Below are 22112 nucleotides of genomic sequence, written 5' to 3'. Positions count from 1 at the left end.
GTGTTGTTCGTGGGTGACGGCATCCCGCGCAGGCCCCTCCGCCTGGCACGGTGAGCAGGTGCTTGCCGTTCTCGCCCCCGGACAGGGTGCCCAGAAGCCCGGGATGCTGACCGAGTGGCTCGACCTCCCCGGCGCCGAGTCGTTCTTCCGCTGGGCCGGTGCGATCGCCGACGCCGACCTGCTGGAGCTCGGCACGACGGGGACTTCAGAAGCTATCGTCGACACGGCGGTCACCCAGCCGCTCGTGGTGGCGATGAGCCTGTTCATCGCCCGCGAGCTCGGCGGGATGCCCGGTCCGGTGGTGCACACGCCCCAGGCCGGCCGCGACGTCGTCATCACCGGGCACAGCGTCGGCGAGCTCACCGCCGCCGCGCTGGCCGGCGTGCTGTCGGTCGAGGCGGCGATCGCGCTGACCGCCGTCCGCGGCCGGGCGATGGCCCGGGCCTGCTCCCAGACGCCGACCGGCATGTCCGCCGTCATCGGCGGCGACCCCGACGAGGTGCTCGCCGTCATCGAGCGGCACGGTCTCGTCCCGGCCAACCGCAACGGCGGCGGGCAGGTCGTGGCCGCCGGCGCCCTGGAGGCGCTGGACGCCCTCAAGGCCGACCCGCCGGCCAAGGCGCGGATCGTCCCGCTGTCGGTCGCCGGCGCCTTCCACACCGCCTACATGTCCTCGGCCCGCGAGGAGCTCGAGGGCCTGGTCGGCGGCCTGCGCCCGGCCGACCCCAGCCGGCTGCTGCTGTCCAACGCCGACGGTGCCGCCGTCGTCGACGGCGCGGAGGTCGTGTCCCGGCTGGTCAGCCAGGTCACCAGCCCGGTGCGCTTCGACGCCTGCCTGGCCACCCTGCGCGACCTCGGCGTCACCGCCGTCCTGGAGCTCCCCCCGGCCGGCGCGCTCGCCGGGCTGGCGAAGCGGGAGTGGAAGGGCACCGGCATCGAGGTGCTGGCGCTCAGCGGCCCGGCCGACCTCGACCGGGCGCGCGAGCTGATCGCCGCCGAGCGGGGCCGCGCGGAGGGCGAGCACGCCCCCGACTGGCGGGTCGTCGTCTCCCCGGTCCGCGGCACGGTCAGCCCCGCCGAGGTGCCCGAGGGCACCCACCTGCCCGCCGGCTCACCGCTCGGCTGCGTCCGCAGCCGCCGCGAGGAGGTCAAGGTCTCGGCCGGCTACGACGGCGTCCTCGCCGAGTGGCTGGTCCAGGACGGCGACCTCGTCGACGCCGGCGACCCCATCGCCCGTCTCTACCCGGAGGTCTCGTGACCAGCATCAAGACGCGGCCGGGCTCGCCCGGCGCGCAGATCCTCGGCCTCGGGGCCTACCGGCCGCGCCGGCGGGTGACCAACGACGAGCTGGCCCAGACGATGGACACCAACGACGAGTGGATCCAGACCCGGGTCGGCATCGCCGAGCGCCGCTGGGCGTCGGAGGACGAGACCCTGGTCGAGATGGCCTGCGCCGCCGGCGGCAAGGCGCTGGCGGCGAGCGGGCTGGCCCCCGACGAGGTCGACCTGGTGATCCTGGCCAGCGCGAGCCTGCGCGCGCCCATCCCCGGCATCGGGCCGCAGGTCGCGCACCGGCTGGGCATCCCCCGCCCCGGTGCCTTCGACCTCAACGCCGGGTGCGCCGGGTTCTGCTACGCCCTCGGCATGGCCTCGGACGCCATCCGCACCGGCGACGCGCGGAACGTGCTCGTGGTCGGGGTCGAGCGGCTGACCGACGTCACCGACATGACCGACCGGACCACCGCGGTGATCTTCGCCGACGGTGCCGGCGCGGCCGTCCTCGGGCCCGCCGACGAGCCGGGCATCGGCCCGGTGGCGTGGGGCAGCGACGGCGACCAGTACACCGCCATCGAGATCGCCGCCGGGCGCTCGACGATGACCATGGCCGGCCAGGCGGTCTACCGCTGGGCGACGACCAAGCTCACCGAGACGCTCACCGAGGCGATGGACAAGGCCGGCGTCACCGCCGCCGACATCGACGTCTTCGCCCCGCACCAGGCCAACCTGCGGATCATCGAGTCGATGGTCAAGAAGCTCGGCTTCGGCGAGGACACCGTCGTCGCCCGCGACATCGTGCAGTCCGGCAACACCTCGGCCGCCTCCGTGCCGCTGGCGCTCACCGCGCTGCTGGAGTCCGGCCAGGCCAAGTCCGGCGACCTGGCCCTGGTGCTCGGCTACGGCGCGGGGCTCACCTTCGCCGGCCAGGTGCTGCGGCTGCCATGACCCGCCTGCCCTGACCCCCACAGCTGCCGGGACACCAGTCCCGGACGACGGCGGCGGACCGCTCCCCGGTCCGGCGTCACCAACTCCGTAGAGAGGACCCCGCGTGCCCAGCACCGCAGACATCCAGGCCGGCCTCGGCGAGATCCTGGAGGAGGTGGCCGGCGTGACCCCCGCCGACGCCACCCCCGAGAAGTCCTTCACCGACGACCTCGACGTCGACTCGCTGTCGATGGTCGAGATCGCCACCGCCGTCGAGGACAAGTTCGGCGTCGCCATCCCCGACGACGAGCTGGCCAACATCAAGACGGTCGGCGACGCGATCAGCTTCATCGAGAAGAACCAGGGCTGATCCAGCCCTCCCCCGCACCATCCCGGCCGTCCGGCCAGCCAGTCCCAGAGGAGAGACCATGAGCACGCCCACCGACGTCGTCGTCACCGGGCTCGGTGCCACCACGCCCCTCGGTGGTGACGTCGCCACCACCTGGGAGTCGCTGCTGGCCGGCCGGTCCGGGGTCAGCCGGATCACCGACGACTGGGCCAAGGACTTCCCCGCCCAGCTCGTCGCCCGGCTCACCGACGAGCCCGCCGACCAGCTCGACCGGGTCCGCGTCCGCCGGCTGGACCGCAGCCAGCAGGTCGCGGTCGTGGCCGCCGAGGAGGCCTGGAAGGACGCCGACGGCGCCGGGTCGGGCATCGACCCGCTGCGGCTCGCCGTCGTCTTCGGCACCGGCATCGGTGGCGCACTGACCCTGCTCGGCCAGGACGACGTCCTGGAGACCAAGGGTCCCAAGCGCGTCTCCCCCTTCACCATCCCGATGCTCATGCCCAACGGGCCGGCCGCCGCCGTCGGTCTGGCCATCGGCGCCCGCGCCGGGGTGCACGCCCCGGTGAGCGCCTGCGCCTCCGGCGCCGAGGCGATCCGGTGGGGGCTGGACCTGCTCCGCTTCAACCGGGCCGACATGGTCGTCGTCGGCGGCACCGAGGCCTGCGTGCACCCGCTGCCGATGGCCGGCTTCGCCGCGATGCGCGCCATGAGCACCCGCAACGACGAGCCCGAGCGCGCCTCGCGGCCGTTCGACAAGGGCCGGGACGGCTTCATCCTCGGCGAGGGCGCTGCCGCCCTGGTGCTCGAGCGCGCCGACGCGGCCGCCGCCCGGGGCGCCACCGTCTACGCCCGGCTGGCCGGCGCCGGCGCGACCTCCGACGGTTACGACCTGGTCGCGCCGCACCCGGAGGGCGAGGGGGCGGCCCGGGCCATCGGCGCCGCGATCCGCGACGCCGGGCTGACCCCGGCCGACATCGGGCACGTCAACGCGCACGCCACGTCGACGCCGCTGGGTGACCTCGCCGAGGCCACCGCCATCCGGGACGCGATCGGCGAGCACCCGCTGGTCACCGCCACCAAGAGCCAGACCGGCCACCTGCTCGGCGCGGCCGGCGCGCTGGAGTCGGTGTTCACCATCCTCGCGCTGCGCGACCAGGTCGTGCCGGCGACGGCCAACCTGGAGGACCCGGACGACGGGGCCGCCATCCAGGCGCTGGACATCGTCCGCCGCGAGGCGCGCAAGGCCACCTTCTCCGCCGCGCTGAACGACTCGTTCGGCTTCGGCGGCCACAACATGGCCCTGGTGTTCACGACGGCATGAGCGCCGCTGCTCCTGACACCCGGATCGTCCCCTGAGGAGCTGCTCATGACCGCTGTCACCGCCGCACCACCGCCCGCCGCGACGATCGACCCGCGGGACCCCGAGGACCGGCTCACCCGGTTCTTCGACGCCGGGTCGATGCAGACCCTCGCCCCCCGGGACACCTCCGGGGTCCTGGCGGCGCGCGGCACGGTGGCCGGTTCGCCGGCGATCGCCTACTGCACCGATGCCACGATCATGGGCGGGGCGATGGGCGTCGACGGCTGCCGGCACATCGTCGACGCGATCGACGCCGCGCTGCGGGAGCGGGTGCCGGTCGTCGGCATCTGGCACTCCGGCGGGGCCCGGCTGGCCGAGGGCGTCACGGCGCTGCACGCGGTCGGCGAGGTGTTCGCCGCGATGGTGCGGGCGTCGGGCCGGGTGCCGCAGGTCTCCGTGGTGCTCGGTGCGGCCGCGGGCGGCGCGGCCTACGGCCCGGCGCTCACCGACCTGGTGATCATGGGCCCGGCCGGGCGGGTCTTCGTGACCGGCCCGGACGTCGTCCGCTCGGTCACCGGCGAGGTCGTCGACCAGGAGCAGCTCGGCGGCCCGGACACCCACGGCCGGCGCTCCGGTGTCGTGCACGTGGTCACCGACACCGAGACCGAGGCGCTGGAGACGGCCCGGACGGCGGTCGACCTGCTCGCCGCGCAGGGCAGCTTCGCCCCGGCGGAGGACGGGGCCGCCGTCGACCTGATGGCGCTGCTCCCCGAGCAGCGCAACCGCGCCTACGACGTGAAGCCGGTGGTCGCCGCGCTGCTCGACGGGCCGGGCCTGGAGCTGCACCCGCGGTTCGCGCCGAACATCATCACCACGCTGGGCCGGCTGGCCGGCCGCACCGTCGGGGTGATCGCCAACAACCCGCTCCGGCTCGGTGGCTGCCTGGACTCCGCGTCGGCGGAGAAGGCGGCCCGGTTCGTGCGGATGTGCGATGCGTTCGGCGTGCCGCTGGTCGTGCTGGTCGACGTCCCCGGCTACCTGCCCGGCGTCGGCCAGGAGTGGGACGGCGTGGTGCGCCGCGGGGCGAAGCTGCTGCACGCCTTCGCCGAGGCGGTCGTGCCGCGGGTGACCCTGGTGACCCGCAAGTCCTACGGCGGCGCCTACATCGCGATGAACGCCCGCTCGCTGGGCGCCACCGCGGTGTTCGCCTGGCCGGGCGCCGAGGTGGCCGTGATGGGCGCGAAGGCCGCGGTCGGGATCCTGCACCGCAAGAAGCTCGCCGCGGCCCAGCCCGGGGAGCGGGAGGCGCTGCACGCGCAGCTCGCCGCCGAGCACGAGCGGATCGCCGGTGGGGTCAACCGGGCGCGGGAGATCGGCGTCGTGGACGACGTGGTCGCCCCGGCGGAGACCAAGCGCCGGCTGGTGGCCGCCCTGGCCGAGGCGCCCTCCGGCCGCGGGGCCCACGGCAACATCCCGCTCTGAGCACGGACGACGACGGCCCGGCACCCCTGTGGGTGCCGGGCCGTTCGTCGTCTTCGGGGTCCGCGCCCCTTCGACCGTTCCCCGGCCCCGCTGCAGGGGCCCGCGCCGAGCTCGCGAGGCGTGGGGGGCAGCGGGGTCCTTGTTCAGACGACCTGGTGCAGCCAGGTGACCTGGGTGCCGTCGCCGGCGTGGCGGTAGGCCTCGAGGTCGGCGTCCCAGGCGGCGCCGAGGAGGTCGTCGACGCCGTGCCGGAAGGCCTCGACGGAGTTCGCCGTGGCGGCGAGGTGGCGCAGCTGCTGCTCGTTGACGATCAGGTCGCCGTTGGCGCTGATCGAGGAGCGGTGCACGCCGTAGCCGGGCACGTAGGACATGCGCTCGCCGTCGTTGCCGTGGCTGGCCTCCTCGGTGACCTCGAAGCGCAGCATCGGCCACTGCTTGAGGGCAGCGACGAGCTTGGCCCCGGTACCGGGTGCACCCGTCCAGGCGACCTCGGCACGGTAGGACCCGTGAGTCACGGGCTGCTCACCCCATGCCAAGGAGACCGGCGTGCCGACCACGCGCTCGAGCGCCCATTCGACATGCTGGCAGAGAGCCTTCGGGCACGCGTGCACGAAGACGACACCCTGGGCTGACCGTCGCTGCACGGTGCACCTCCATCGACTCGACTGACTCCGTCTTCCCCAACGGACCTGTCTCGCGATGAACTGCAGTCGTACCCCGGCGGCTCTCAGAGCGACCGGGGACAGTTTGCCGGATCGTGACCTTCGTGCGCCAGTGCTGAGTGGTGACGATGAGACGCCCGGGGCCGGAGAGGTCCACCGTGGCGATCATCAGGGCAGGTCAGCGCGATCTTGCCGGCGACACGTGGACAGAACTGACCGGGATCGTCCACCGGTCGCGCGGGCGGGGGCTCCCCACCAGGGCGGCTGCCCGCAACGCTAGCGTGACGCCCTGGGGCGGTAGCTCAGCCGGTCAGAGCATGGGACTCATAATCCCTGGGTCGTGGGTTCGAGCCCCACCCGCCCCACCGGTCGGACCTGGTGCCACCGACCCCGGCGCGGTCCTCACCACCGCCGTTCCACCCGGGGCCGGGTGACCGCGCGGCGATCGTGGTGCGGCACGTGGTCCTCCGTCCAGGGTGATCCGCGGCCGCGGTCGGGTCCCTACCGTCCCCGGTTGCGGTGACCGGACGGAGCGGAGGAACCCCTGACGTGGTCTTCTTCGGGCTGAACGGGTGGGTGCTCGCCGTGCTCCTGGCCGGCGTCATGCTGGGCGCGACGGTCGCAGGGCTGCTCGCCGGACGGGCGATGAGCGCGCGCTCGGAGGGTTTCCGCGAGCCGTTCGGTGTCCTGCAGGCAGCCCTCATCGGCTTCATGGGGCTGGTGCTCGCGTTCGGCCTCAGTCTGGCCGTCGGGCGTTACGAGTCCAGGCGGGCGCACGTCGTCGACGAGGCGAACGCCATCGGGACGACGTACCTCCGGGCGCAGACCCTGATGGAGCCGGAGCGGACGGAGTCGCTGCGCCTGCTCCGGGCCTACACCGAGACGAGCATCGTCATCGGTGAGACGGTCCCGGGCGGCCCGGCCCAGGACCGCGCCGTCGCCGAGAGCGAGCGGCAGCAACGGATCCTGTGGTCACTCGCCGGACGCGCTCTGGACCGGGCGCCCGAGGCGAGCGCCCCGCGCCTCTACGTCGAGACCCTCAACGAGACGATCGACGCCCAGTCCACGCGCGTCTACGGCCTCACCAACCGGGTCCCCACCGCAGTGCTGGTGGTGGAGATCGTGCTGGCCGCCGTCGCACTCGCCGTCCTCGCCCTGCACGTCGCCACGCTGGGCCGCGGCGTGCTCGCGGTGCTGCTCGCGGCCCTGCTGGTGGTCCTGCTCCTGCAGGTCACGTTCGACCTCGACCGCCCGACCCGCGGCCTGATCGAGGTGCCGACGACGCCGCTCGTCGACGTCGCCTCCTCCATGTCCGCACCGCCGGCGGCCGAGGCACCCTCCGGTCCCTGAGGTCCACCGACCGCCCCGTCACCGCCGGGTCCTCGGCACGTGACACGCCGCCCGTTTCGGCCGCTCGTGAGGGTCCGGGTCAGGAGCCCTTCTCGCCGGTCGTCCTCGCGGGCTTCCGCGCGGTCGACCACTTCAGCTCGATCTCCAGTTCCACGGTGTCCCCGTCGACCTCGACCTCGGCCTCGAACCGGATGTCGTCCGGGACCCCCAGCTCCACCGTGCTCTCCGCCAGGCGGAAGTGCACGGTCCCCGCGCCGCTCAACTCCTTCCCGAGGTCGGCCATCCACTGCGCCAGCTCGGAACGGGTGATCCCGCTCTTGTGCTCGACCTTGACATCGGACATCCGCTTCTCCGTCCAGACCTGCTCGACGACCGGACACGGGTCCGCCTCCGCCACGCCGCCGCGACCGGCAGGCGCAGCGGCCACGGAGCCGTCCGCCGGTGAACGCGACGAGCGTCCCGCCGGCGCGGACGGCCCACCTCATGCGCGAGTGATGACGTGCGGCCGCGCGGACGGACACCGCGACCCGCCGGGCGTCAGCCGACGTCGTCCAGGCGCGACCGGACCCGTGCCCAGAGCGCCTCGTAGGCAGCCGTCGCGGAGCTGGCCGGCGCGAACACCGGGACCGGTGCACGCTCCTCGGCCATCTGCTCGACCACCACCCGGCTCGGGATCGCCTCGGGCACGACGGACGCGTGGTCCTGGGGCAGCCGTTCGGCGAACTCGCGGTGGGCCTTCTTGCGGCTGTCGACCATCGACAGGAAGCCCATCACCTGCGGCTTCCGCCCCGGCATCGTGTCGACGAAGTCGATGAGCTGGTCGTAGGTGCGCACCGAGAGCCTGGCGGGGACCAGCGGGACGAGCAGCACGTCGCAGGCGTGGACGACGTTCTCCGACACCAGGGACACGCTCGGCGGGCAGTCCAGGACGACCAGGTCGTAGTCCTTCGCCAGGGGCGCGAGCAGGCGGCGGACCCGGTCGGTGGGGCGCTTCGTGGAGTCCAGGTCCAGGTCGAGGTTGCGGTAGCTGAAGTCGGCCGGCATCAGGTCCAGCCGGTCGAAGTCGGTCCCCTTGATCCCGTCGTCCACCGAGCGCTTGCCCGTGAGCAGGGCGTGACCGCCGCCCTTCACCTTGGGCTTGACCCGGAACACGTACGTGGCCGAGCCCTGCGGGTCGAGGTCCCAGAGCAGGGTCCGCAGACCGTCGCGGGCCGCGAACCAGGCGAGGTTGACCGCGGCCGACGTCTTGCCGACGCCTCCCTTGATGTTGTAGGCGGCCAGGACCTTCACCGCGCCGACCTCGTGGAGAACCGCTCGAACACGGTGGCGAACCGCGCCCGGGCCGTGTCCTGGTCCTCCTGCAGCCGGGCGGCGATCTCCCCCATCGCGAAGACGGTCCGGACGGGGGCGCCGTCACCGGACACCAGGTCGGTGCCGAGGGCGTACAGCGCCTCGCGCTGGGCCTCGCTGTCCTGGAACGTCCCGAGCACGTCCTGCACGGCCTTCAACTCCTTCACGGCGACGCGGGCGTCGGCCGGGTCCGTCGGTGGGGGGAGGACCTCCAGCAGGTAGCGCAGCTCCTTGACCCGCTTGCGCAGGTCGTGCAGGTCCTCGGCGGGCGATGCGTCCGTGATTCGCGAGCCGTGGCGGAGCACCCGCCGATGGGCGCGATCGAGCCGTTCCACGAGCACCTCGGCCGCGACCGCCCCGGCGCGGGGCTGCCCGTCCCAGGTCGCCAGCTCCAGCAGTGCCGCCCGCCACCGGGAGCGGAACTCCTCGAACCGCGGCGACCGGAGGCCGGCCACGAGCCGGAGGCGCTCGTCCGCGCGGAGTGCGGTCAGGTGGCGCACCAGCGGTGCCACGTCCTCGCACCGCCCGCCGGCCAGCCCCGCGGTCAGGGACGGGAGCTGCTGGAGGAGGACGTCGAGGTCGCGCGACGGCGTGGTGAGGTCGCCGAGCAGCTTCAACTCCGGTGTCGCCCACGCGACCAGGGCGGGCGGCAGGACGTCGCCGAGCAGCTTGACCGCCGAGCGGCTGCGCCGCACCGCGACCCGGAGGTCGTGCAGGAACTCGGTGTCGACGTCGTCGACCGTGCCGTCCACCGCGGCCTCCAGCTCGCCGAGGAACGACAGCAGCACCCTGGCCACCGCCACGGGAGCGGGGAGCCCGGGCTCCAGCACGGCCCTCGGGGGCGGTGCGGGATCGACCGCCGCGGCGCGCAACGCCGCCGGGTAGCGCGACGGGGTGTCGGGGACCAGCCCCGCCCGCTGCGCGATCCGGGCGGCGCACTCCCCCGCCGCGTCGTACCCCCGCAGGGGGACCAACCACAGCCCTCCGGGCAGCTCGCCGCGGCCGGCGGCGAGGGTGGCCGGACGGTCGTGGACCAGCCGCACCACGGTCTTGCCCTCGGCGTCCAGCAGCCTGCCGGTGGCGGAGGTCCCCGATGCCTCGACCACCGGGAGGAGGGCGCGCACCCCGAGGACCGGCTCGAGGTGCGGGCGCAGGTCGTCGGGGAGGTCGGCCGACAGACGCGGCCAGCCGCGGGCGTCGGGCCCGGCCGGGACGGTCGCACCGTCGGGCAGCCCGAGCTCCAGCGTCCACGCGCCGCCGTCCGGGCCCTCGACGGCGGTCAGCGACATCCCGCGGTGGAACAGCCGCAGGTCGATGCTGTCCAGCCACATCCGGCGGGTGGCGACCGGGCGGTCCACGGCCACCGTGAACTCGGCCGCCAACGCCACGAGGGCAGCCTGGACCGGGCCGACCCAGAGCTGGCCGCCCACGCCACTCATCGGCGTTCCTCCGTCCACCGACCTCGGTCGGGTGTCGCGCAGTCTGTCGGTCGCGCCCGGGCACCGGGGTGAGGCGCGCCCGTCAGCCGTCATCCCACCGGACCGGAGACGCCCGGCTCCTCATCCGGAGCGTGCGAGATCGGGCGGGCGGTCCGCGGCAGCAGCACGAGGGCGAGGAGGGCCGCGGCGGCGTAGCAGCCGGCCTGGAGCTCCATCAGCGGGAGCGTGCCGACGACGTCCTGGAGCACGCCGCCGGCCAGGATGCCGACCGCCTGGCCGAGGGCCTGCCCGAGACCCAGCGCCGCGAAGACGCTGCCGAGTTGCCCGCCGGGGGCTGCCCGCTGCAGCAGGCTGGTCAGGCCGGCACCCATGAGGACGGCGGGCGCGCCGATCACGCCGAAGAGGACGGCGTACAGCGGCAGGGCGTGGGTGAGGAACGAGACGTTCCAGGTGACCGCCGTGACCGCGGCGAAGGCGAGGACGCCGACGAGGGTGAGCCGCAGGACGTCGAGCCGCGCGCCCAGCACGCCCAGCGCCGCACCGGCGGCGATCGCACCGACCGCCTGCACGCCGCGCAGCACACCGACGTCGGCCTCGTCGCCGCCGAGGACGTCGGTCACGAAGAAGACGAACAGCACCAGGAAGAGCCCCTGGGCGACGGCGGCGAGGACGACGATCGCGATCGGGACACCGGTGGCCGGGTCGCGCAGCGCGCGCAGCACACCGCCGCCCCGCCGCGCCGTGACGTCGCCGGCGCCCTCCGTGCGTCGCGCCGCCCGCTGCCCCGGCAGGGACGCGACGAAGGCGGCGGCCACCAGGTAGGTCGCGATGTCGGCGGCAGCGACACCCCCGAGACCGGCGAACGCCAGCAGCACGCCGCCGAGCGGACCGCCGACGATGCGGCCCAGGTCGTTGTTGAGACCGACGAGGGCGTTGGCGGACACGATCCGCTCCGGGCCCACGAGCGTCGGCAGCACGGCGTTCTTGGCCGGTTCGAAGACCGTCGCGAACGTCGCCTGGGCGACGATGACGCCGTAGACCACCGGCAGGTCGGACCGGTCGTGCACCGCGAGCAGCGGCAGCAGCGACCCGGCCTGGGCCAGCAGCGCCGCGACCATGACCCCCCGGCCCGGGAGGCGGTCGACCAGCCGGCCCACCAGCGGTGCGAGCAGGACCGGGGGTGCGAGCTCGAGCAGGAAGGCGATCGAGGTGCCGAACGCGGAGCCGGTGAGCTGCAGCACCACCAGCGGGAGCGCGATGAACATCAGCCAGTCGCCGGCGTCGGAGACGACGCCCGCGATCCACAGCCGGCGGAAGGCGGGCACGGCCATCGCCGACCCGCCCCGCAGGCGGTCGGTCCCCTTCGCGGTCTCCGTGCCGGCCCCGGCGCTCACGACCGCGAGCCGAAGGGGAGCCGGGGGAACGCCGTGATCGCCAGGTGGACGTGCTCTGCGTCGGCCGGGGCGTCGGTGCGGGTGGGCTGGAGGTAGGGCCGCACGATCTCGTCGATGCGCCGGACCACGTCGGCGAGCTCGTCGGGTGCCAGCGCGAGGCCGTAGGTCGCGTGCGCGTCGACCTCGAGCCAGCGCTCCGGGACGTCGTCGCGGCCGCGCAGGTACTCGCGCGCCAGGTGGTGGTCCAGCTCCACCGAGGCCGCGAGCATCCGGGCGACACCTGCCTCCCCGTCCGGGTCGTCGGCGCCCACGGAGAACCCGGTGAGGGTGGTCCGCCACGGGCGGGACCGGCCGTCACCCGACTCGTCGGGCTCGACCAGGCCGTGCGCGGCGAGCACGCGCAGGTGGTAACTGCAGTTCGACGGGGTGTCCCCGACGGCACGCGCGCACTGGGAGGCGGTGGCCGGGCCGGCCGACATGAGGTAGCCGAGCACGTCCAGCCGCACCGGGTGCGCCAGCGCGTCGAGCACGGCGGGATCGGTCAGCCTGGGGCGGTTCTCCGGCACGATGACCCCCTGATCTGAAACGGCCTTTCAGATCATGACCCCGCCTGGCCCGATCTGCAAGACGCTTTCAGGTCCGGGCCCCGGACGGCGATCCGGTCCGGCCGCCGCGCGCGGTCGCGGCCTGTGCCAGGGTCACGCCGTGGCTCGCGTGCTGAAGGTGTCCGGACCGCTCGACTTCGCCGCGGTCCGGGAGGAGGCCGGGGTCCCCGACGAGTTCCCGGCGGCCGTGCTGGCCGAGGCCGACCAGGTGGCCGCCGATCCGCCGCTGCCCGAGCACGACGCGACCGACCTGCCGCTGGTGACCATCGACCCGCCCGGCGCCCGTGACCTCGACCAGGCCGTGCACCTGACCCGCACCGCCGGGGGCTACCGGGTGTCCTACGCGATCGCCGACGTCGGGGCCTTCGTCGCCCTGGGCGGCGCGCTCGACGCCGAGGCCCGCCGCCGCGGCCAGACCGTCTACTGCCCCGACGGCCGGACGCCGCTGCACCCGCCGCAGCTGTCCGAGGGCGCAGCCAGCCTGCTGCCCGGCCAGCTCCGCCCGGCCGCGCTGTGGACGATCGACCTGGACGCCGACGCGGAGGTCACCGCCGTCGACCTGCGCCGCGCCCGGGTCCGCAGCCGCGCCCAGCTGGACTACGCGTCGGTGGGCCAGCAGGTGCCGCCGGAGCTGGAGCTGCTGCCCGAGATCGGCCGGCTGCTGGAGGCGCGCGCCCGGGAGCGCGGCGCGATCGAGCTCGGCACGCCGTCCCAGGAGGTCGAGCCCGGCCCGGACGGCGGCTGGACGGTCGTGTTCCGCGGCCAGTCCGACGTCGAGGGCTGGAACGCGCAGATCTCGCTGCTCACCGGGCGGTGCGCGGCCCGGCTGATGCTCGACGGCGGGGTCGGGGTGCTGCGCACGCTGCCGCCGGCCGACCCGGGCGCGGTCGAGGCGCTCCGCCGTCTGGCGCCCGGGCTCGGCGTCGACTGGCCGGCCGGCGCCGGGCCCGGTGAGGTCATCGCCGGCCTGGACCCGGCACAGCCCCGGCACGCCACCTTCCTGGACGCCGCCGCCTCCCTGCTGCGCGGCGCGGCCTACACCGCCTTCGCCGGCCCGACGCCCGCCCAGCCCGGGCACGGCGGCGTCGGCGCCCCCTACGCGCACGTGACCGCGCCGCTGCGCCGGCTGGTCGACCGGTTCGGCACCGAGGTCTGCCTGGCGCTGGCCGCGGGCCAGCGGCCTGGAGCCGACCTGCTCGCCGCACTGCCGGAGCTGCCCGGGCTGATGGCCGCCTCCGACCGGCGCACGCACGAGGTCGACCGTGCCGTCATCGACCTGGTCGAGGCCACCCTGCTGGCCGACCGGACCGGTGAGGTCTTCGACGCCGTCGTGCTCGACGCGGAGGACAGGCGGTCCACCGTGGTGCTCACCGACCTGGCCGTGCAGGCCCGCTGCGACGGCCGGCTGACCCCGGGCGAGCGGGTCCGGGTCCGGCTGACCACGGCCGACCCGGCCACCCGCACCGTCCGGTTCGCCGCCGCCGGGGGCTGACCGACCGCGGCTCGCCCTCACCGCTGGACGACGCCGGTGCAACCGTGGTTGCATCGCCCCGTGCCGACGACGGAGGCCTCCCCGGGCGAGTGGGTGCTGCTGTCCTACCGGCTGCCCCGCGAGCCCTCGGGTCCGCGGACGACGCTGTGGCGGCGGCTGAGGCGCCTGGGCGTCGCCCAGCTCTCCGACGGGCTGGTGGCCCTGCCCGCCGACGCCCGCACCCGCGAGCAGCTGGAGTGGCTCGCCGATGACGTCCTGGCCTCGGCGGGCACCGCCGACCTCTGGCTGGCCCGCCCGGCGACCCTCGCCCAGGAGCGGGAGCTGGCGGCCGGGATGGCGGCCACCCGGGCGGAGGAGTACCGCGAGCTGACCGGCGCCTGCCGGCTGGCGATGACGGCGGACCGGCAGCAGCGCACCCGGGCGCTGCGCCGGTTGCGCGGCGACTGGCGGGCCATCGACCGCCGCGACTTCTTCCCCCCGCCGGAGCGCGAGCTCGCCGCGGCCGCCCTCCGCGAGCTGGCCGCGGCCGCTGCCGCCGACGAGGCGCCGGTCGCCGGGGGAACGCCGTGAGGTGGGCGACCCGGGCCGGGGTGCACATCGACCGCGCCGCCTGCGCCTGGCTCATCCGGCGGGCGGTCGACCCGGACGCGGAGTTCGTGTTCGTCGGCGACCTGGCCGAGGTGCCGGCCGACGCCACGCCCTTCGACATGCGCGGGGTCGACCTCGGGCACCACGGGGGCGACTGCACCTTCGAGACCATCCTGCGCCGGCACCAGCTCACCGACCCGGTCCTGTGGAAGATCGCCGAGATCGTGCACGAGGCCGACCTCGACGACGCGCGCTTCGACGCACCCGAGGCCCCCGGCCTGGACGTCGTCCTGCGCGGGCTGTCGATGACCGGCAGCGACGAGCGCACCCTCGCCGTCTCCGGCCCGGTCTTCGACGCGCTCTACGAGTTCCACCGCCGCCGCCTGCTGCTCGGCCGCGAACCGGCATGACCCGACCCCCTGGAGGCCCGTCATGAGCACCCCCGGCTCCCCCGTCACCGTGCACGTCGTCCGCGGCCGGACGCGCGCCCTCTGCCAGGTCGTCGGCGGCCTCGTCCTCGGCCTCGGGCTGGCCGCGGCGGTCGGGCTGGACCCGGGGCTGCTGTTCGCCGGCTACACCGCCTGCCTCGGCACCCTGCTGCTGTGCCTGGGGCTGCTGCTGCCCGAGGAGCCCCAGGACCCCGCGCTGCGACCGTCGAGGAACCCGTGACCGACCAGCCGCCGGTGCAGACCACGGTGCCGTTCGGCGCCGCGGTGCGCACCTGGTTCGGCATCTCGCTGCAGACCTTCGGCGGCCCGGCCGGCCAGATCGCGGTCATGCAGCGCGCCCTGGTCGACGAGCGGCGCTGGATCGGCCAGCGCCGGTTCCTGCACGCGCTGAACTACTGCACCCTGCTGCCCGGCCCGGAGGCGCAGCAGCTGGCCACCTACGTCGGGTGGCTGCTGCACGGCACCGCCGGCGGGCTCGTCGCGGGCGGCCTGTTCGTGCTCCCCGGCGTGGTCGCGCTGCTGGCGCTGTCCGCCGTCTACGTCGCCTTCGGCACCACCACGGCGATCACCGCGGTCTTCACCGGTCTGGCCGCGGCGGTGCTGGCGATCGTCGTCCAGGCGGTGATCCGGGTGGCCGGGCGCGCGCTGGCCAGCCGGGCGCTCGTCGTCCTGGCGGTGGCCTCGTTCCTCGCCCTGGCGGTGTTCGGCGTCCCGTTCCCGGTGGTCGTCGCTCTCGCCGGGGTCGCCGGCTGGGCACTCGGCCGGTGGCGACCGGCCGCGCTGCCCCAGAAGGTGGCCGCCGACGGCGCGGACGCCGGTCCGCCGCCGGTGATCTCCGACGACGTGCTGCACCACGAGGCCCCCACCGCGCGCCGCACCGTGCGGGTGCTGCTCGTCGGGCTGGTCGCCTGGGGCCTGCCGATCGCGGCCGTCGGCGTGCTGACCGGTGCGCACAGCGTGTTCACCGAGCAGGCGCTCTTCTTCTCCGGCGCCGCGGTGGTCACCTTCGGCGGCGCCTACGCCGTGCTCGCCTACGTCGCGCAGCAGGCCGTGGCCGTCTACGGCTGGCTGTCCCCCGGCGAGATGGTCCGCGGCCTGGCGCTGGCCGAGACGACGCCCGGGCCGCTGGTCATGGTGGTCCAGTTCGTCGCCTTCCTCGGCGCCTACCGGGCACCCGGCGACCTGGACCCCTGGGTTGCCGCGGTGCTGGCCTCGCTGCTGGTCACCTGGGTGACCTTCGTGCCGAGCTTCCTGTTCGTGCTGCTCGGCGCCCCGTACATGGAGCAGCTGCGCGGCAACCGGTCGCTGTCGGCGGCGCTCACCGGGATCACCGCCGCCGTGGTCGGCGTCATCGCGAACCTGGGCGTGTACTTCGCGGTGCACACGCTGTTCTCCGGCGTCGTCGAGGTCGACCGCGGTCCGCTGTCGCTCGAGCTGCCCGACCTGACCACCCTGCGGCCGGTGCCGCTCGTCATCGCCGCGGTCGCCGCGGTGCTGCTCTTCCGGCTGCGGTGGTCGGTGCTGCGGACGCTCGGCGTCGCCGCGCTGCTCGGCCTGGTCGCCGGCCTCGTGGGGCTGCCGGTCGGCTGACCGGCCCGCCTCACGACACCGCGGCGCGCACCAGCTCGGCGACCCTGGCCTCCACCTCGGGCGTCCACCGGGTGAGGGCGAACGACACCGCCCACATGTCGCCGTCGTCGAGGTGTGCCGGGTCCTGGAACTCCATCGTCGTGTAGCGCTGGCCGAACTTGCCGGCGTTCTTCACCGCGACGACGACCTTGCCCTCGGCGTTGGTGTAGGCCGGCATGCCGTACCAGGTCTTGGGCAGCAGGTCCGGGGCGGCGGCGCTGACGGTCACGTGCACGCGCTCGGCGAGGGCGCGGTCCTCCGGGGTCATCTTCGCGATGGCGTCCAGGAGCGCCTGCAGCCCGTCGGCCTTCTTGGCGCCGCCCTTCTCCGCCCGGAGCTCCTCCGCGCGCGCCTTCATCGCGGCCCGCTCGTCGGCGCTGAAGCCTCCTGCCCCGGTCGTGCTGGTCTGTGCGGTCATCCTCGGCACCCCTCTCGCATCCGTGGGCTCCGCCCTCACGTGGAGCCGGTCGAGGAGAGGCTAGGACCGGCGATCGCGCCGGAGCTTCTCGATTCCTGACGGATCGGCTACGGGGCGACACCTCCCGTCCCTCCGCGCGTTGACGGCTCGCGGCCCCGTGACCAGTCCGTTACCACATCGCCCCGGCGCGGCGACGGCGCAGGACCTGCCACGACCGCGCCCTCGCGTTGTCGTGGATGTACAGCGGGCCCTACGGTCTGGGCGTCCGGTCGGTCGTCACCTCCCCTCCCGGGGACCCTGACCGGATGCCGCCGAGTCCCGTCCGCCACCGCGGCGGGAGCCGGGGACCCACCGAACCCGGGGTGAGTCCCGCCCGTCGAGCCTGAGCTCGAGGGGCGGGTAGGGCGTCTCCCCGCCCGAACCCGTCAGCTGACCCGGTAGGCGGCCACGGGAGAACGGAGAGCCCACCACATGGTGCGCTCACGGGCCTGTCCAGTGCCCGCGAGCACCCGTCGCGCACGACACCGCGACGCCTCGCCGCGCACCTGAGCCGGCGCAGCCACCGCACCCGTCCCGGGGTCTCCCCGCGTCGAGCCGGACCGCCCGGACCTGACCAGGTCCGCGGGCTCTCCGGTGGGTGCCGCACGCCCGGCTGCTGAACCGGCCGTCCACCCGGACACCTGACCGACGCACCCGCCACACCGAGGTCGTACCGATGACGGACGGCCCGTGGCCCTCCCCGAGGAGTTGCTCCCCATGCACGTGGACCGCCAGCACACCGTCCTGCCGCACGACCGTGACCTGCGCACCGGCCTCCGCCCCCGGGTGCTCCGCGGAGCGGCCGTCTGCGCGTTCTCCCTCGCGTTCGGCCTCGCGGGCCAGTCGGTCGCCCAGGCCGACGACCCCTGGGACCGTTCGGGCGGTCAGAGCCAGGGGAACTGGGGCGACCGGGGTGCCGCTCCCGCACCGGCTCCCGCCCCCGCGCCGGCTGCTGCGCCCGCGCCCGCGCCGGCGGCAGCTCCGGCCGGCGACCTGACCGGCAAGCCGACCGGCACCTCGACCGCGTACAGCGCCTGGGCGCCCCACGTCCGCCCGGTGGTCGCTGAGGTCGTCGCCGGGTTCGGGGTCTCCACCGTCTACACCCGACCCGGTCACTCCCCGACCCAGCAGCTCGCCGCCGACTTCATGGTCTACAGCGACGGGGCCAAGGGCAACGCCGTCGCCCAGTACGTGATCGACAACGCCGCCCGCATGAAGGTCGACTACGTCATCTACAAGCAGCGGATCTTCATGATCGGCGGCTCCGGCTGGAAGGCCATGGAGGACCGCGGATCGCCCACCGCCAACCACATGGACCACGTCCACGTCAGCTTCAACCCCTGATCCACGGGTGACCGGCGCCGGAGGCGATCCCGGGATCGCCTCCGGCGCCGCGCTCGCGACGCGCGCCAGCGAGGATGACGGCGTGGCCATCGACTTCTCCGCGTCCTACCCCGCCCCGCCGGACGCCGTCCTCGCCCTGCTCACCGACGAGGCCTTCCTCCGCGACCGGGCCGCGGCGCTCGGCGGGCAGGCCGAGGAGGTGACCGTGACCGGGCAGGTCAGCACCGTCCGCCTCGCCGCGCCCACCGCCGGCATCCCCACGGTCTTCGCCCGGTTCGTCGGCTCGTCGGTCGCCGTCGTCGAGCGCACCACCTGGACGCCGGACGGCGCCGGGCACCGCGGCGCGCTGGACGTGCGGGCCGAGGTCTTCGGCCGGACGGTCCAGGTCACCGGCGAGCGGCTGCTGACCCCGGCCGCCGACGGCACCCGCTCGACCGTCACCGGGACGGCGCGCGTCGACGCACCGCTGATCGGGCGGCAGGCCGAGGGCGCGGTCAGCGAGCTCGTCGCGGTGGTGCTGCGCCGGGAGGACGAGCTGCTCCGCCGCCGGCTGGGCTGACCGTCGGCACCGGCTGCGACGATCACGGCATGGTCGCCTTCTTCGTCCCCCGGGCCAGCGACGACGAGCAGGCCGAACGGCTCTACGACGCCCTGGCCGAGTTCGCCGGCTGCGAGCCGGCCGCCCCCGCCGACCGGGTGCGGGCCATCGACTTCACCCACGACGGCGCCCAGTGGCGGGCGGAGGTCGGCGAGGAGCTGCGCGGCCGCCGGACGACCTAGCAGCTGCGCCGCGGCGAGCTGCTCGAGCACACCGTGGAGCTGACCTCCACCTCCCGGGTGCTGGCCATCTACCCCGGCACCCCGTTCACCGTGGTCACCGACGCCCAGCCGATCACCGGCGCCACCTCGGAGTGGGCCAACCCGTTCACCGCCGAGCCGGACGCCGTCACGCCCTTCGACCGGAGGTGACCCCTCGGCCGGCCCCCTCACACCCGTCACACGCAAGGCCACGGCACGTGAGGAACCGGCTACGCACCGGGCGGAACGCGGGAGTACCGGATCTCAAGCGTTCCACCCCGTTGACGCGGCGGAACGACACGCCTGTGATCAGTGCATGGCCACGCTCCTGGTCGACGACGTCGTCCCCTTCGAAGACTGGCCGTCCGCCGCCCGCGCCTCACTGGCCTTCCTGCACCGCACCGTCGGGCTCGACGTCTGGGTGGTGACCGAGGTCCGCGAGCCGCTGCAGGTGGTGCTGCACTCCCACCCCTCGGAGGTCCTGCCGCCGGGGAGCTCCATCTCCTGGGACCGCAGCTTCTGCCACTCCATGGTCAGCGGGGAGGGTCCACGGGTCGCCACCGTCGCCGCCGCGACCCCGGCCTACCGGGACCTGGAGACCGGGCTGCCGCACAAGGTCGCCGCCTACATCGGCGTCCCGTTGGTCACCCGCGAGGGGACCCTGTTCGGCACGCTGTGCGGCCTGTCGGTGCGCGCCCAGCCGCGCACCCTGGTCCGCTTCCTCCCGGTGGTGGAGATGACCGCCCGGATGCTCAGCACCATGCTTCCCGCGGACGCGGCGGCTCAGCGGGACGCGACCAGCCCGGCGTCGGCGATCCGCGTGCGGGCGACGTAGTACAGCGTCGTCCCCGCGGGGAGGGGGGTGTCCCAGGCCGGGCTGACCTGGAGGCCCCCGGCCGTGCGGACGGCGAGCGCGGTGGCCCCGAACGTGCGCCCGAGGTGCTGCTGGCACTCCCCGAACGTGCCGAACCCGTGCCCGGCGGGCAGCCGGACCGAGTAGGTGTTGCCGCCGCCCCCGGTGCTCATCAGGTCGCTGTAGACCTCGGTGATGCCCGGGTCGAGCGCCTCCTCGGTGATCAGGGAGGGCATGTGCCACTGCACGCAGGCGATCCCCGGGTTCACGTAGCGCAGGTTGTCCCGCCGGCCCAGGTCGCGCAGCGCCGCCACCGTGTGCACGCCCGGGTTGGCGTGCTCGACGGCGACGGCGATCGCCAGGGTCTCGTTGTCGTCCCGACCGTCGACCACCACCGTCCGGGCCCGGCCGACGCACGCCCGGTCCATGACGTCGGCGTGGGCGAGGTCGCCGCGGACGAAGGAGACGACCGGGTCCTCGGGCACCGGGTTCTCCGGGACGTCGTCCCAGGCGCACAGCGCGATGGGGGTGGCGTTCTCCGCGTGCAGCTCGGTCAGCATCCGCTCGGTCCGCCCCGGCACGTACCCCAGGACGACGACGTGGTCGGTCAGTCGCAGTGCACCCACACCCCTCCGGCGACGCCCGCGGGCCGACTGGAGGTAGTCGGCGAGCCGGGTGAACAGCAGTGTCAGCGTCACGATCCCGCCGACGATCACGTAGGTGCCCACCACGTGGCCCGCGGCCGACACCGGGAAGAAGTCCCCGTAGCCCACCGTCGCGGCGGTGACCACGAAGTACCACCAGTAGTTGGCCGGCTCGGCGATCGGGCTGCCGGTCGGCTCCACCAGCGCCATCGCCAGCCAGCTGGTCAGGAAGACGAGCACGATGACCACCAACGGCAGCCGCCAGCCGTGCAGCCGGCTGCCCACCAGGCGGGCCAGCCGGGAGAGGATGAAGAACACGGGCCTCCTGCCGGGACGGACGCCCGGGCAACCTACCGCCCGGTGGCGGGGACCGGGCATGCTGAGACCGCCGCAGGCCCTGTGCTTGCGCGCGGCCGGGCCAGGGAAGGACCACTCCCGTGATCGATCGACAGGCAGAGGCACGAGTGGTCGGCGGGCGGTACGAGATCGCCGGCGAGCTCGGCCGCGGTGGCATGGGCGTCGTGTGGCTCGCCAACGACCGCGTGCTGCAGCGCGAGGTCGCGCTCAAGGAGGTCAGCTACCCGGTCTACCTCGACGACGCCGAGCGGGCGGTCCTGCGCGAGCGGACGTTCCGCGAGGCCCGCGCCGCCGCACGGCTGGAGGACCCGCACGTCGTCGCCATCCACGACGTCGTGGAGGAGGACGGCCGCCCCTGGCTGGTGATGGAGCACGTCCGGTCGCGCAGCCTGCAGCGCGTCCTGGAGGAGGACGGGCCGCTCTCCCCCGCCGCGGTCGCCCGGATCGGCCTCGACGTGCTGTCCGCCATCGAGGTCGCGCACGCCGCCGGCGTCCTGCACCGCGACGTCAAGCCCGGCAACGTGCTGGTCGACGACGCGGGCCACGCCTGCCTCACCGACTTCGGCATCGCCACCACCACCGAGGACTCCGCCCTCACCACCGACGGCGCGGTGCTCGGCTCCCCCGCCTACATGGCCCCCGAGCGCGCCCACGGCGAGGCGCCCACCCCCGCGGTCGACCTGTGGTCGCTGGGCGCGACGCTGTACGCCGCCGTCGAGGGGCGCAGCCCGTTCGACCGGGACACCCCGATGGCCACCCTGCTGGCCGTGGTCGGCGAGGAGCCCGCACCGATGATCGCGGCCGGACCGCTGGAACCGGTGCTGCGCGGGCTGCTGACCAAGGACCCCGCCGCCCGGACGACGGCGGCCGGGGCCCGCGAGCAGCTGGCCGCGGTGGCCGCCGGGCCGCAGGACCCGGCACCCGGCCGCCCCCGCCCGCGGCTGGGCATCCGCAGCCCCGCCGGCGGGGACGTCGTCCGCTTCGACCTCGCCGACCTGCTCTCGCTGGCGTCGTCGTCCAAGGCCGTGCTCAGCACCGCCGTCCGGGACGCCCGCGATCAGGTGAAGGAGGCCAGCGAGCGCCGGCACGAGCCCCCGCTGCCCCGGCGGGAGCGGCGGGCGGCGGCCAAGCAGCGCCGGTTCCGCTTCAAGCGCCGCTGGGTCGTCGTCCCGATGGTGCTGCTGGTGCTGGTCGTCGTCCTGGTGGTGGCCACGATCGCCCTGCTGGTGACCGGCGTGATCACCCTGTACTGACCCGCCGGGTGCGGCAGGCTGGACCCGTGACGACACCGACGGACGACGAGCCGCAGCCCCGCGACATCGCGCTCGAGCAGGCCACCCCCGAGCAGGTCGAGGAGCTCGAGGCGGCCAG

The 22112-nt window shown here is 74.9% G+C and carries 25 protein-coding genes, 1 tRNA gene and 1 riboswitch; of the genes, 18 read left to right on the top strand and 8 right to left on the bottom strand.

Annotation, left to right across the window (positions count from 1 at the left end; genetic code table 11):
* The first annotated feature begins 13 nt into the window (after window positions 1-13).
* From MODMU_RS08845 to MODMU_RS08825, 5 genes are all read left to right on the top strand, one after another.
* Window positions 14-1258 carry an acyltransferase domain-containing protein gene (locus MODMU_RS08845; RefSeq protein WP_331437107.1) on the top strand — a complete coding sequence of 415 codons (1245 nt, stop codon included), beginning with the start codon at window positions 14-16 and terminating at the stop codon, window positions 1256-1258.
* Entirely contained in the window at window positions 1255-2223 is a 969-nt protein-coding gene (locus tag MODMU_RS08840) for a beta-ketoacyl-ACP synthase III (RefSeq protein ID WP_014739880.1), read from the top strand. Before MODMU_RS08845 ends, MODMU_RS08840 begins: the two co-directional genes overlap by 4 nt.
* A 103-nt stretch (window positions 2224-2326) precedes the next feature.
* Window positions 2327-2572, top strand: a complete 246-nt coding sequence (locus MODMU_RS08835; protein ID WP_014739879.1) for an acyl carrier protein — start codon at window positions 2327-2329, stop codon at window positions 2570-2572.
* Window positions 2573-2630: 58 nt separating this feature from the next.
* Entirely contained in the window at window positions 2631-3869 is a 1239-nt protein-coding gene (locus MODMU_RS08830; RefSeq protein WP_014739878.1) for a beta-ketoacyl-[acyl-carrier-protein] synthase family protein, read from the top strand.
* A 45-nt stretch (window positions 3870-3914) separates the two neighbouring features.
* Window positions 3915-5330, top strand: coding sequence for an acyl-CoA carboxylase subunit beta (locus tag MODMU_RS08825; protein WP_014739877.1), 1416 nt, complete (start codon window positions 3915-3917; stop codon window positions 5328-5330).
* A 143-nt stretch (window positions 5331-5473) separates the two neighbouring features.
* Here MODMU_RS08825 and MODMU_RS08820 read toward each other — a convergent pair whose 3' ends face one another.
* Complete coding sequence (locus MODMU_RS08820; RefSeq protein ID WP_231851861.1) at window positions 5474-5941, bottom strand: DUF3145 domain-containing protein; 468 nt, start codon at window positions 5939-5941, stop codon at window positions 5474-5476.
* 342 nt (window positions 5942-6283) lie between these two features.
* On the opposite strand from MODMU_RS08820, the gene MODMU_RS08815 reads away from it, so the two are divergent.
* Window positions 6284-6357, top strand: a tRNA-Ile gene (locus MODMU_RS08815).
* Between the two features lie 184 nt (window positions 6358-6541).
* Complete coding sequence (locus tag MODMU_RS08810) at window positions 6542-7342, top strand: bestrophin-like domain (protein ID WP_014739875.1); 801 nt, start codon at window positions 6542-6544, stop codon at window positions 7340-7342.
* Between the two features lie 79 nt (window positions 7343-7421).
* Here MODMU_RS08810 and MODMU_RS08805 read toward each other — a convergent pair whose 3' ends face one another.
* The 5 genes from MODMU_RS08805 to MODMU_RS08785 all read right to left on the bottom strand — a co-directional run bounded on the left by MODMU_RS08805 (window position 7422) and on the right by MODMU_RS08785 (window position 12091).
* Window positions 7422-7685 (bottom strand): amphi-Trp domain-containing protein, encoded by a 264-nt coding sequence (locus MODMU_RS08805; protein ID WP_166503436.1) that lies wholly within the window; start codon window positions 7683-7685, stop codon window positions 7422-7424.
* A 194-nt stretch (window positions 7686-7879) separates the two neighbouring features.
* The gene (locus MODMU_RS08800) at window positions 7880-8632 is read right to left on the bottom strand and encodes a ParA family protein (RefSeq protein ID WP_014739873.1); all 753 of its coding nucleotides are present in this window, start codon (window positions 8630-8632) and stop codon (window positions 7880-7882) included.
* The gene (locus MODMU_RS08795) at window positions 8629-10131 is read right to left on the bottom strand and encodes a CHAD domain-containing protein (protein ID WP_014739872.1); all 1503 of its coding nucleotides are present in this window, start codon (window positions 10129-10131) and stop codon (window positions 8629-8631) included. The genes MODMU_RS08800 and MODMU_RS08795 overlap by 4 nt, the downstream gene beginning before the upstream one ends.
* A gap of 89 nt (window positions 10132-10220) precedes the next feature.
* On the bottom strand, window positions 10221-11525 hold the full coding sequence (locus tag MODMU_RS08790; protein ID WP_014739871.1) for an MFS transporter: 1305 nt from the start codon (window positions 11523-11525) through the stop codon (window positions 10221-10223).
* The gene (locus MODMU_RS08785) at window positions 11522-12091 is read right to left on the bottom strand and encodes a winged helix-turn-helix domain-containing protein (protein WP_014739870.1); all 570 of its coding nucleotides are present in this window, start codon (window positions 12089-12091) and stop codon (window positions 11522-11524) included. The genes MODMU_RS08790 and MODMU_RS08785 overlap by 4 nt, the downstream gene beginning before the upstream one ends.
* A 139-nt stretch (window positions 12092-12230) precedes the next feature.
* Between MODMU_RS08785 and MODMU_RS08780 the strand changes: the two genes are divergently transcribed.
* Genes MODMU_RS08780 through chrA form a run of 5 tightly spaced genes read left to right on the top strand, consistent with a single transcriptional unit; the run spans window position 12231 to window position 16249 of the window.
* A complete protein-coding gene (locus MODMU_RS08780) occupies window positions 12231-13622 on the top strand; it encodes an RNB domain-containing ribonuclease (RefSeq protein WP_014739869.1) in 1392 nt (463 codons plus the stop codon).
* 60 nt (window positions 13623-13682) lie between these two features.
* Window positions 13683-14192: a Chromate resistance protein ChrB gene (locus MODMU_RS08775; protein WP_014739868.1), complete on the top strand. Its 510-nt coding sequence runs from the start codon at window positions 13683-13685 to the stop codon at window positions 14190-14192.
* Complete coding sequence (locus tag MODMU_RS08770; protein ID WP_041795110.1) at window positions 14189-14620, top strand: chromate resistance protein ChrB domain-containing protein; 432 nt, start codon at window positions 14189-14191, stop codon at window positions 14618-14620. The genes MODMU_RS08775 and MODMU_RS08770 overlap by 4 nt, the downstream gene beginning before the upstream one ends.
* Before the next feature lie 22 nt (window positions 14621-14642).
* The gene (locus MODMU_RS08765; protein WP_014739866.1) at window positions 14643-14879 is read left to right on the top strand and encodes a hypothetical protein; all 237 of its coding nucleotides are present in this window, start codon (window positions 14643-14645) and stop codon (window positions 14877-14879) included.
* Complete coding sequence (gene chrA, locus MODMU_RS08760; protein WP_014739865.1) at window positions 14876-16249, top strand: chromate efflux transporter; 1374 nt, start codon at window positions 14876-14878, stop codon at window positions 16247-16249. The genes MODMU_RS08765 and chrA overlap by 4 nt, the downstream gene beginning before the upstream one ends.
* A gap of 10 nt (window positions 16250-16259) precedes the next feature.
* Here chrA and MODMU_RS08755 read toward each other — a convergent pair whose 3' ends face one another.
* Window positions 16260-16706, bottom strand: coding sequence for an iron chaperone (locus tag MODMU_RS08755; protein WP_014739864.1), 447 nt, complete (start codon window positions 16704-16706; stop codon window positions 16260-16262).
* A gap of 299 nt (window positions 16707-17005) precedes the next feature.
* A riboswitch (cyclic di-AMP (ydaO/yuaA leader) is annotated at window positions 17006-17165 on the top strand.
* 297 nt (window positions 17166-17462) lie between these two features.
* On the opposite strand from MODMU_RS08755, the gene MODMU_RS28875 reads away from it, so the two are divergent.
* From MODMU_RS28875 to MODMU_RS08735, 5 genes are all read left to right on the top strand, one after another.
* The gene (locus tag MODMU_RS28875) at window positions 17463-18089 is read left to right on the top strand and encodes a VldE C-terminal domain-containing protein (RefSeq protein WP_014739862.1); all 627 of its coding nucleotides are present in this window, start codon (window positions 17463-17465) and stop codon (window positions 18087-18089) included.
* An 82-nt stretch (window positions 18090-18171) separates the two neighbouring features.
* Window positions 18172-18648, top strand: a complete 477-nt coding sequence (locus MODMU_RS08745; protein ID WP_014739861.1) for a DUF2505 domain-containing protein — start codon at window positions 18172-18174, stop codon at window positions 18646-18648.
* Window positions 18649-18677: 29 nt separating this feature from the next.
* Window positions 18678-18869 (top strand): hypothetical protein, encoded by a 192-nt coding sequence (locus tag MODMU_RS08740; protein WP_014739860.1) that lies wholly within the window; start codon window positions 18678-18680, stop codon window positions 18867-18869.
* A 33-nt stretch (window positions 18870-18902) separates the two neighbouring features.
* Window positions 18903-19058 carry a hypothetical protein gene (locus MODMU_RS28415; protein WP_014739859.1) on the top strand — a complete coding sequence of 52 codons (156 nt, stop codon included), beginning with the start codon at window positions 18903-18905 and terminating at the stop codon, window positions 19056-19058.
* A 145-nt stretch (window positions 19059-19203) separates the two neighbouring features.
* On the top strand, window positions 19204-19722 hold the full coding sequence (locus tag MODMU_RS08735; RefSeq protein ID WP_014739858.1) for a GAF domain-containing protein: 519 nt from the start codon (window positions 19204-19206) through the stop codon (window positions 19720-19722).
* On the opposite strand, the gene MODMU_RS08730 is transcribed toward MODMU_RS08735, so the two are convergent.
* Window positions 19671-20702, bottom strand: a complete 1032-nt coding sequence (locus MODMU_RS08730) for an ion channel (RefSeq protein WP_014739857.1) — start codon at window positions 20700-20702, stop codon at window positions 19671-19673. The two genes, MODMU_RS08735 and MODMU_RS08730, sit on opposite strands and share 52 nt — an antisense overlap.
* A gap of 119 nt (window positions 20703-20821) precedes the next feature.
* On the opposite strand from MODMU_RS08730, the gene MODMU_RS08725 reads away from it, so the two are divergent.
* The gene (locus tag MODMU_RS08725) at window positions 20822-21994 is read left to right on the top strand and encodes a serine/threonine-protein kinase (protein ID WP_231851818.1); all 1173 of its coding nucleotides are present in this window, start codon (window positions 20822-20824) and stop codon (window positions 21992-21994) included.
* The last annotated feature ends 118 nt before the right edge of the window (window positions 21995-22112 follow it).

The sequence above is a fragment of the Modestobacter italicus genome (assembly GCF_000306785.1).
GTDB classification, from domain to species: domain Bacteria; phylum Actinomycetota; class Actinomycetes; order Mycobacteriales; family Geodermatophilaceae; genus Modestobacter; species Modestobacter italicus.
Note: the sequence above shows the minus strand (reverse complement) of the source record. Positions and strands in the feature narration are given on the sequence as shown.

Coding starts and splice junctions, on each gene's coding strand:
- MODMU_RS08830 (WP_014739878.1), top strand. CDS start 2,631: ATGAGCACGCCCACCGACGTCGTCGTCACCGGGCTCGGTGCCACCACG.
- MODMU_RS08825 (WP_014739877.1), top strand. CDS start 3,915: ATGACCGCTGTCACCGCCGCACCACCGCCCGCCGCGACGATCGACCCG.
- MODMU_RS08805 (WP_166503436.1), bottom strand. CDS start 7,685: ATGTCCGATGTCAAGGTCGAGCACAAGAGCGGGATCACCCGTTCCGAG.
- MODMU_RS08795 (WP_014739872.1), bottom strand. CDS start 10,131: ATGAGTGGCGTGGGCGGCCAGCTCTGGGTCGGCCCGGTCCAGGCTGCC.
- MODMU_RS08765 (WP_014739866.1), top strand. CDS start 14,643: ATGAGCACCCCCGGCTCCCCCGTCACCGTGCACGTCGTCCGCGGCCGG.
- MODMU_RS08755 (WP_014739864.1), bottom strand. CDS start 16,706: ATGACCGCACAGACCAGCACGACCGGGGCAGGAGGCTTCAGCGCCGAC.
- MODMU_RS28875 (WP_014739862.1), top strand. CDS start 17,463: ATGCACGTGGACCGCCAGCACACCGTCCTGCCGCACGACCGTGACCTG.
- MODMU_RS08740 (WP_014739860.1), top strand. CDS start 18,678: ATGGTCGCCTTCTTCGTCCCCCGGGCCAGCGACGACGAGCAGGCCGAA.
- MODMU_RS08735 (WP_014739858.1), top strand. CDS start 19,204: ATGGCCACGCTCCTGGTCGACGACGTCGTCCCCTTCGAAGACTGGCCG.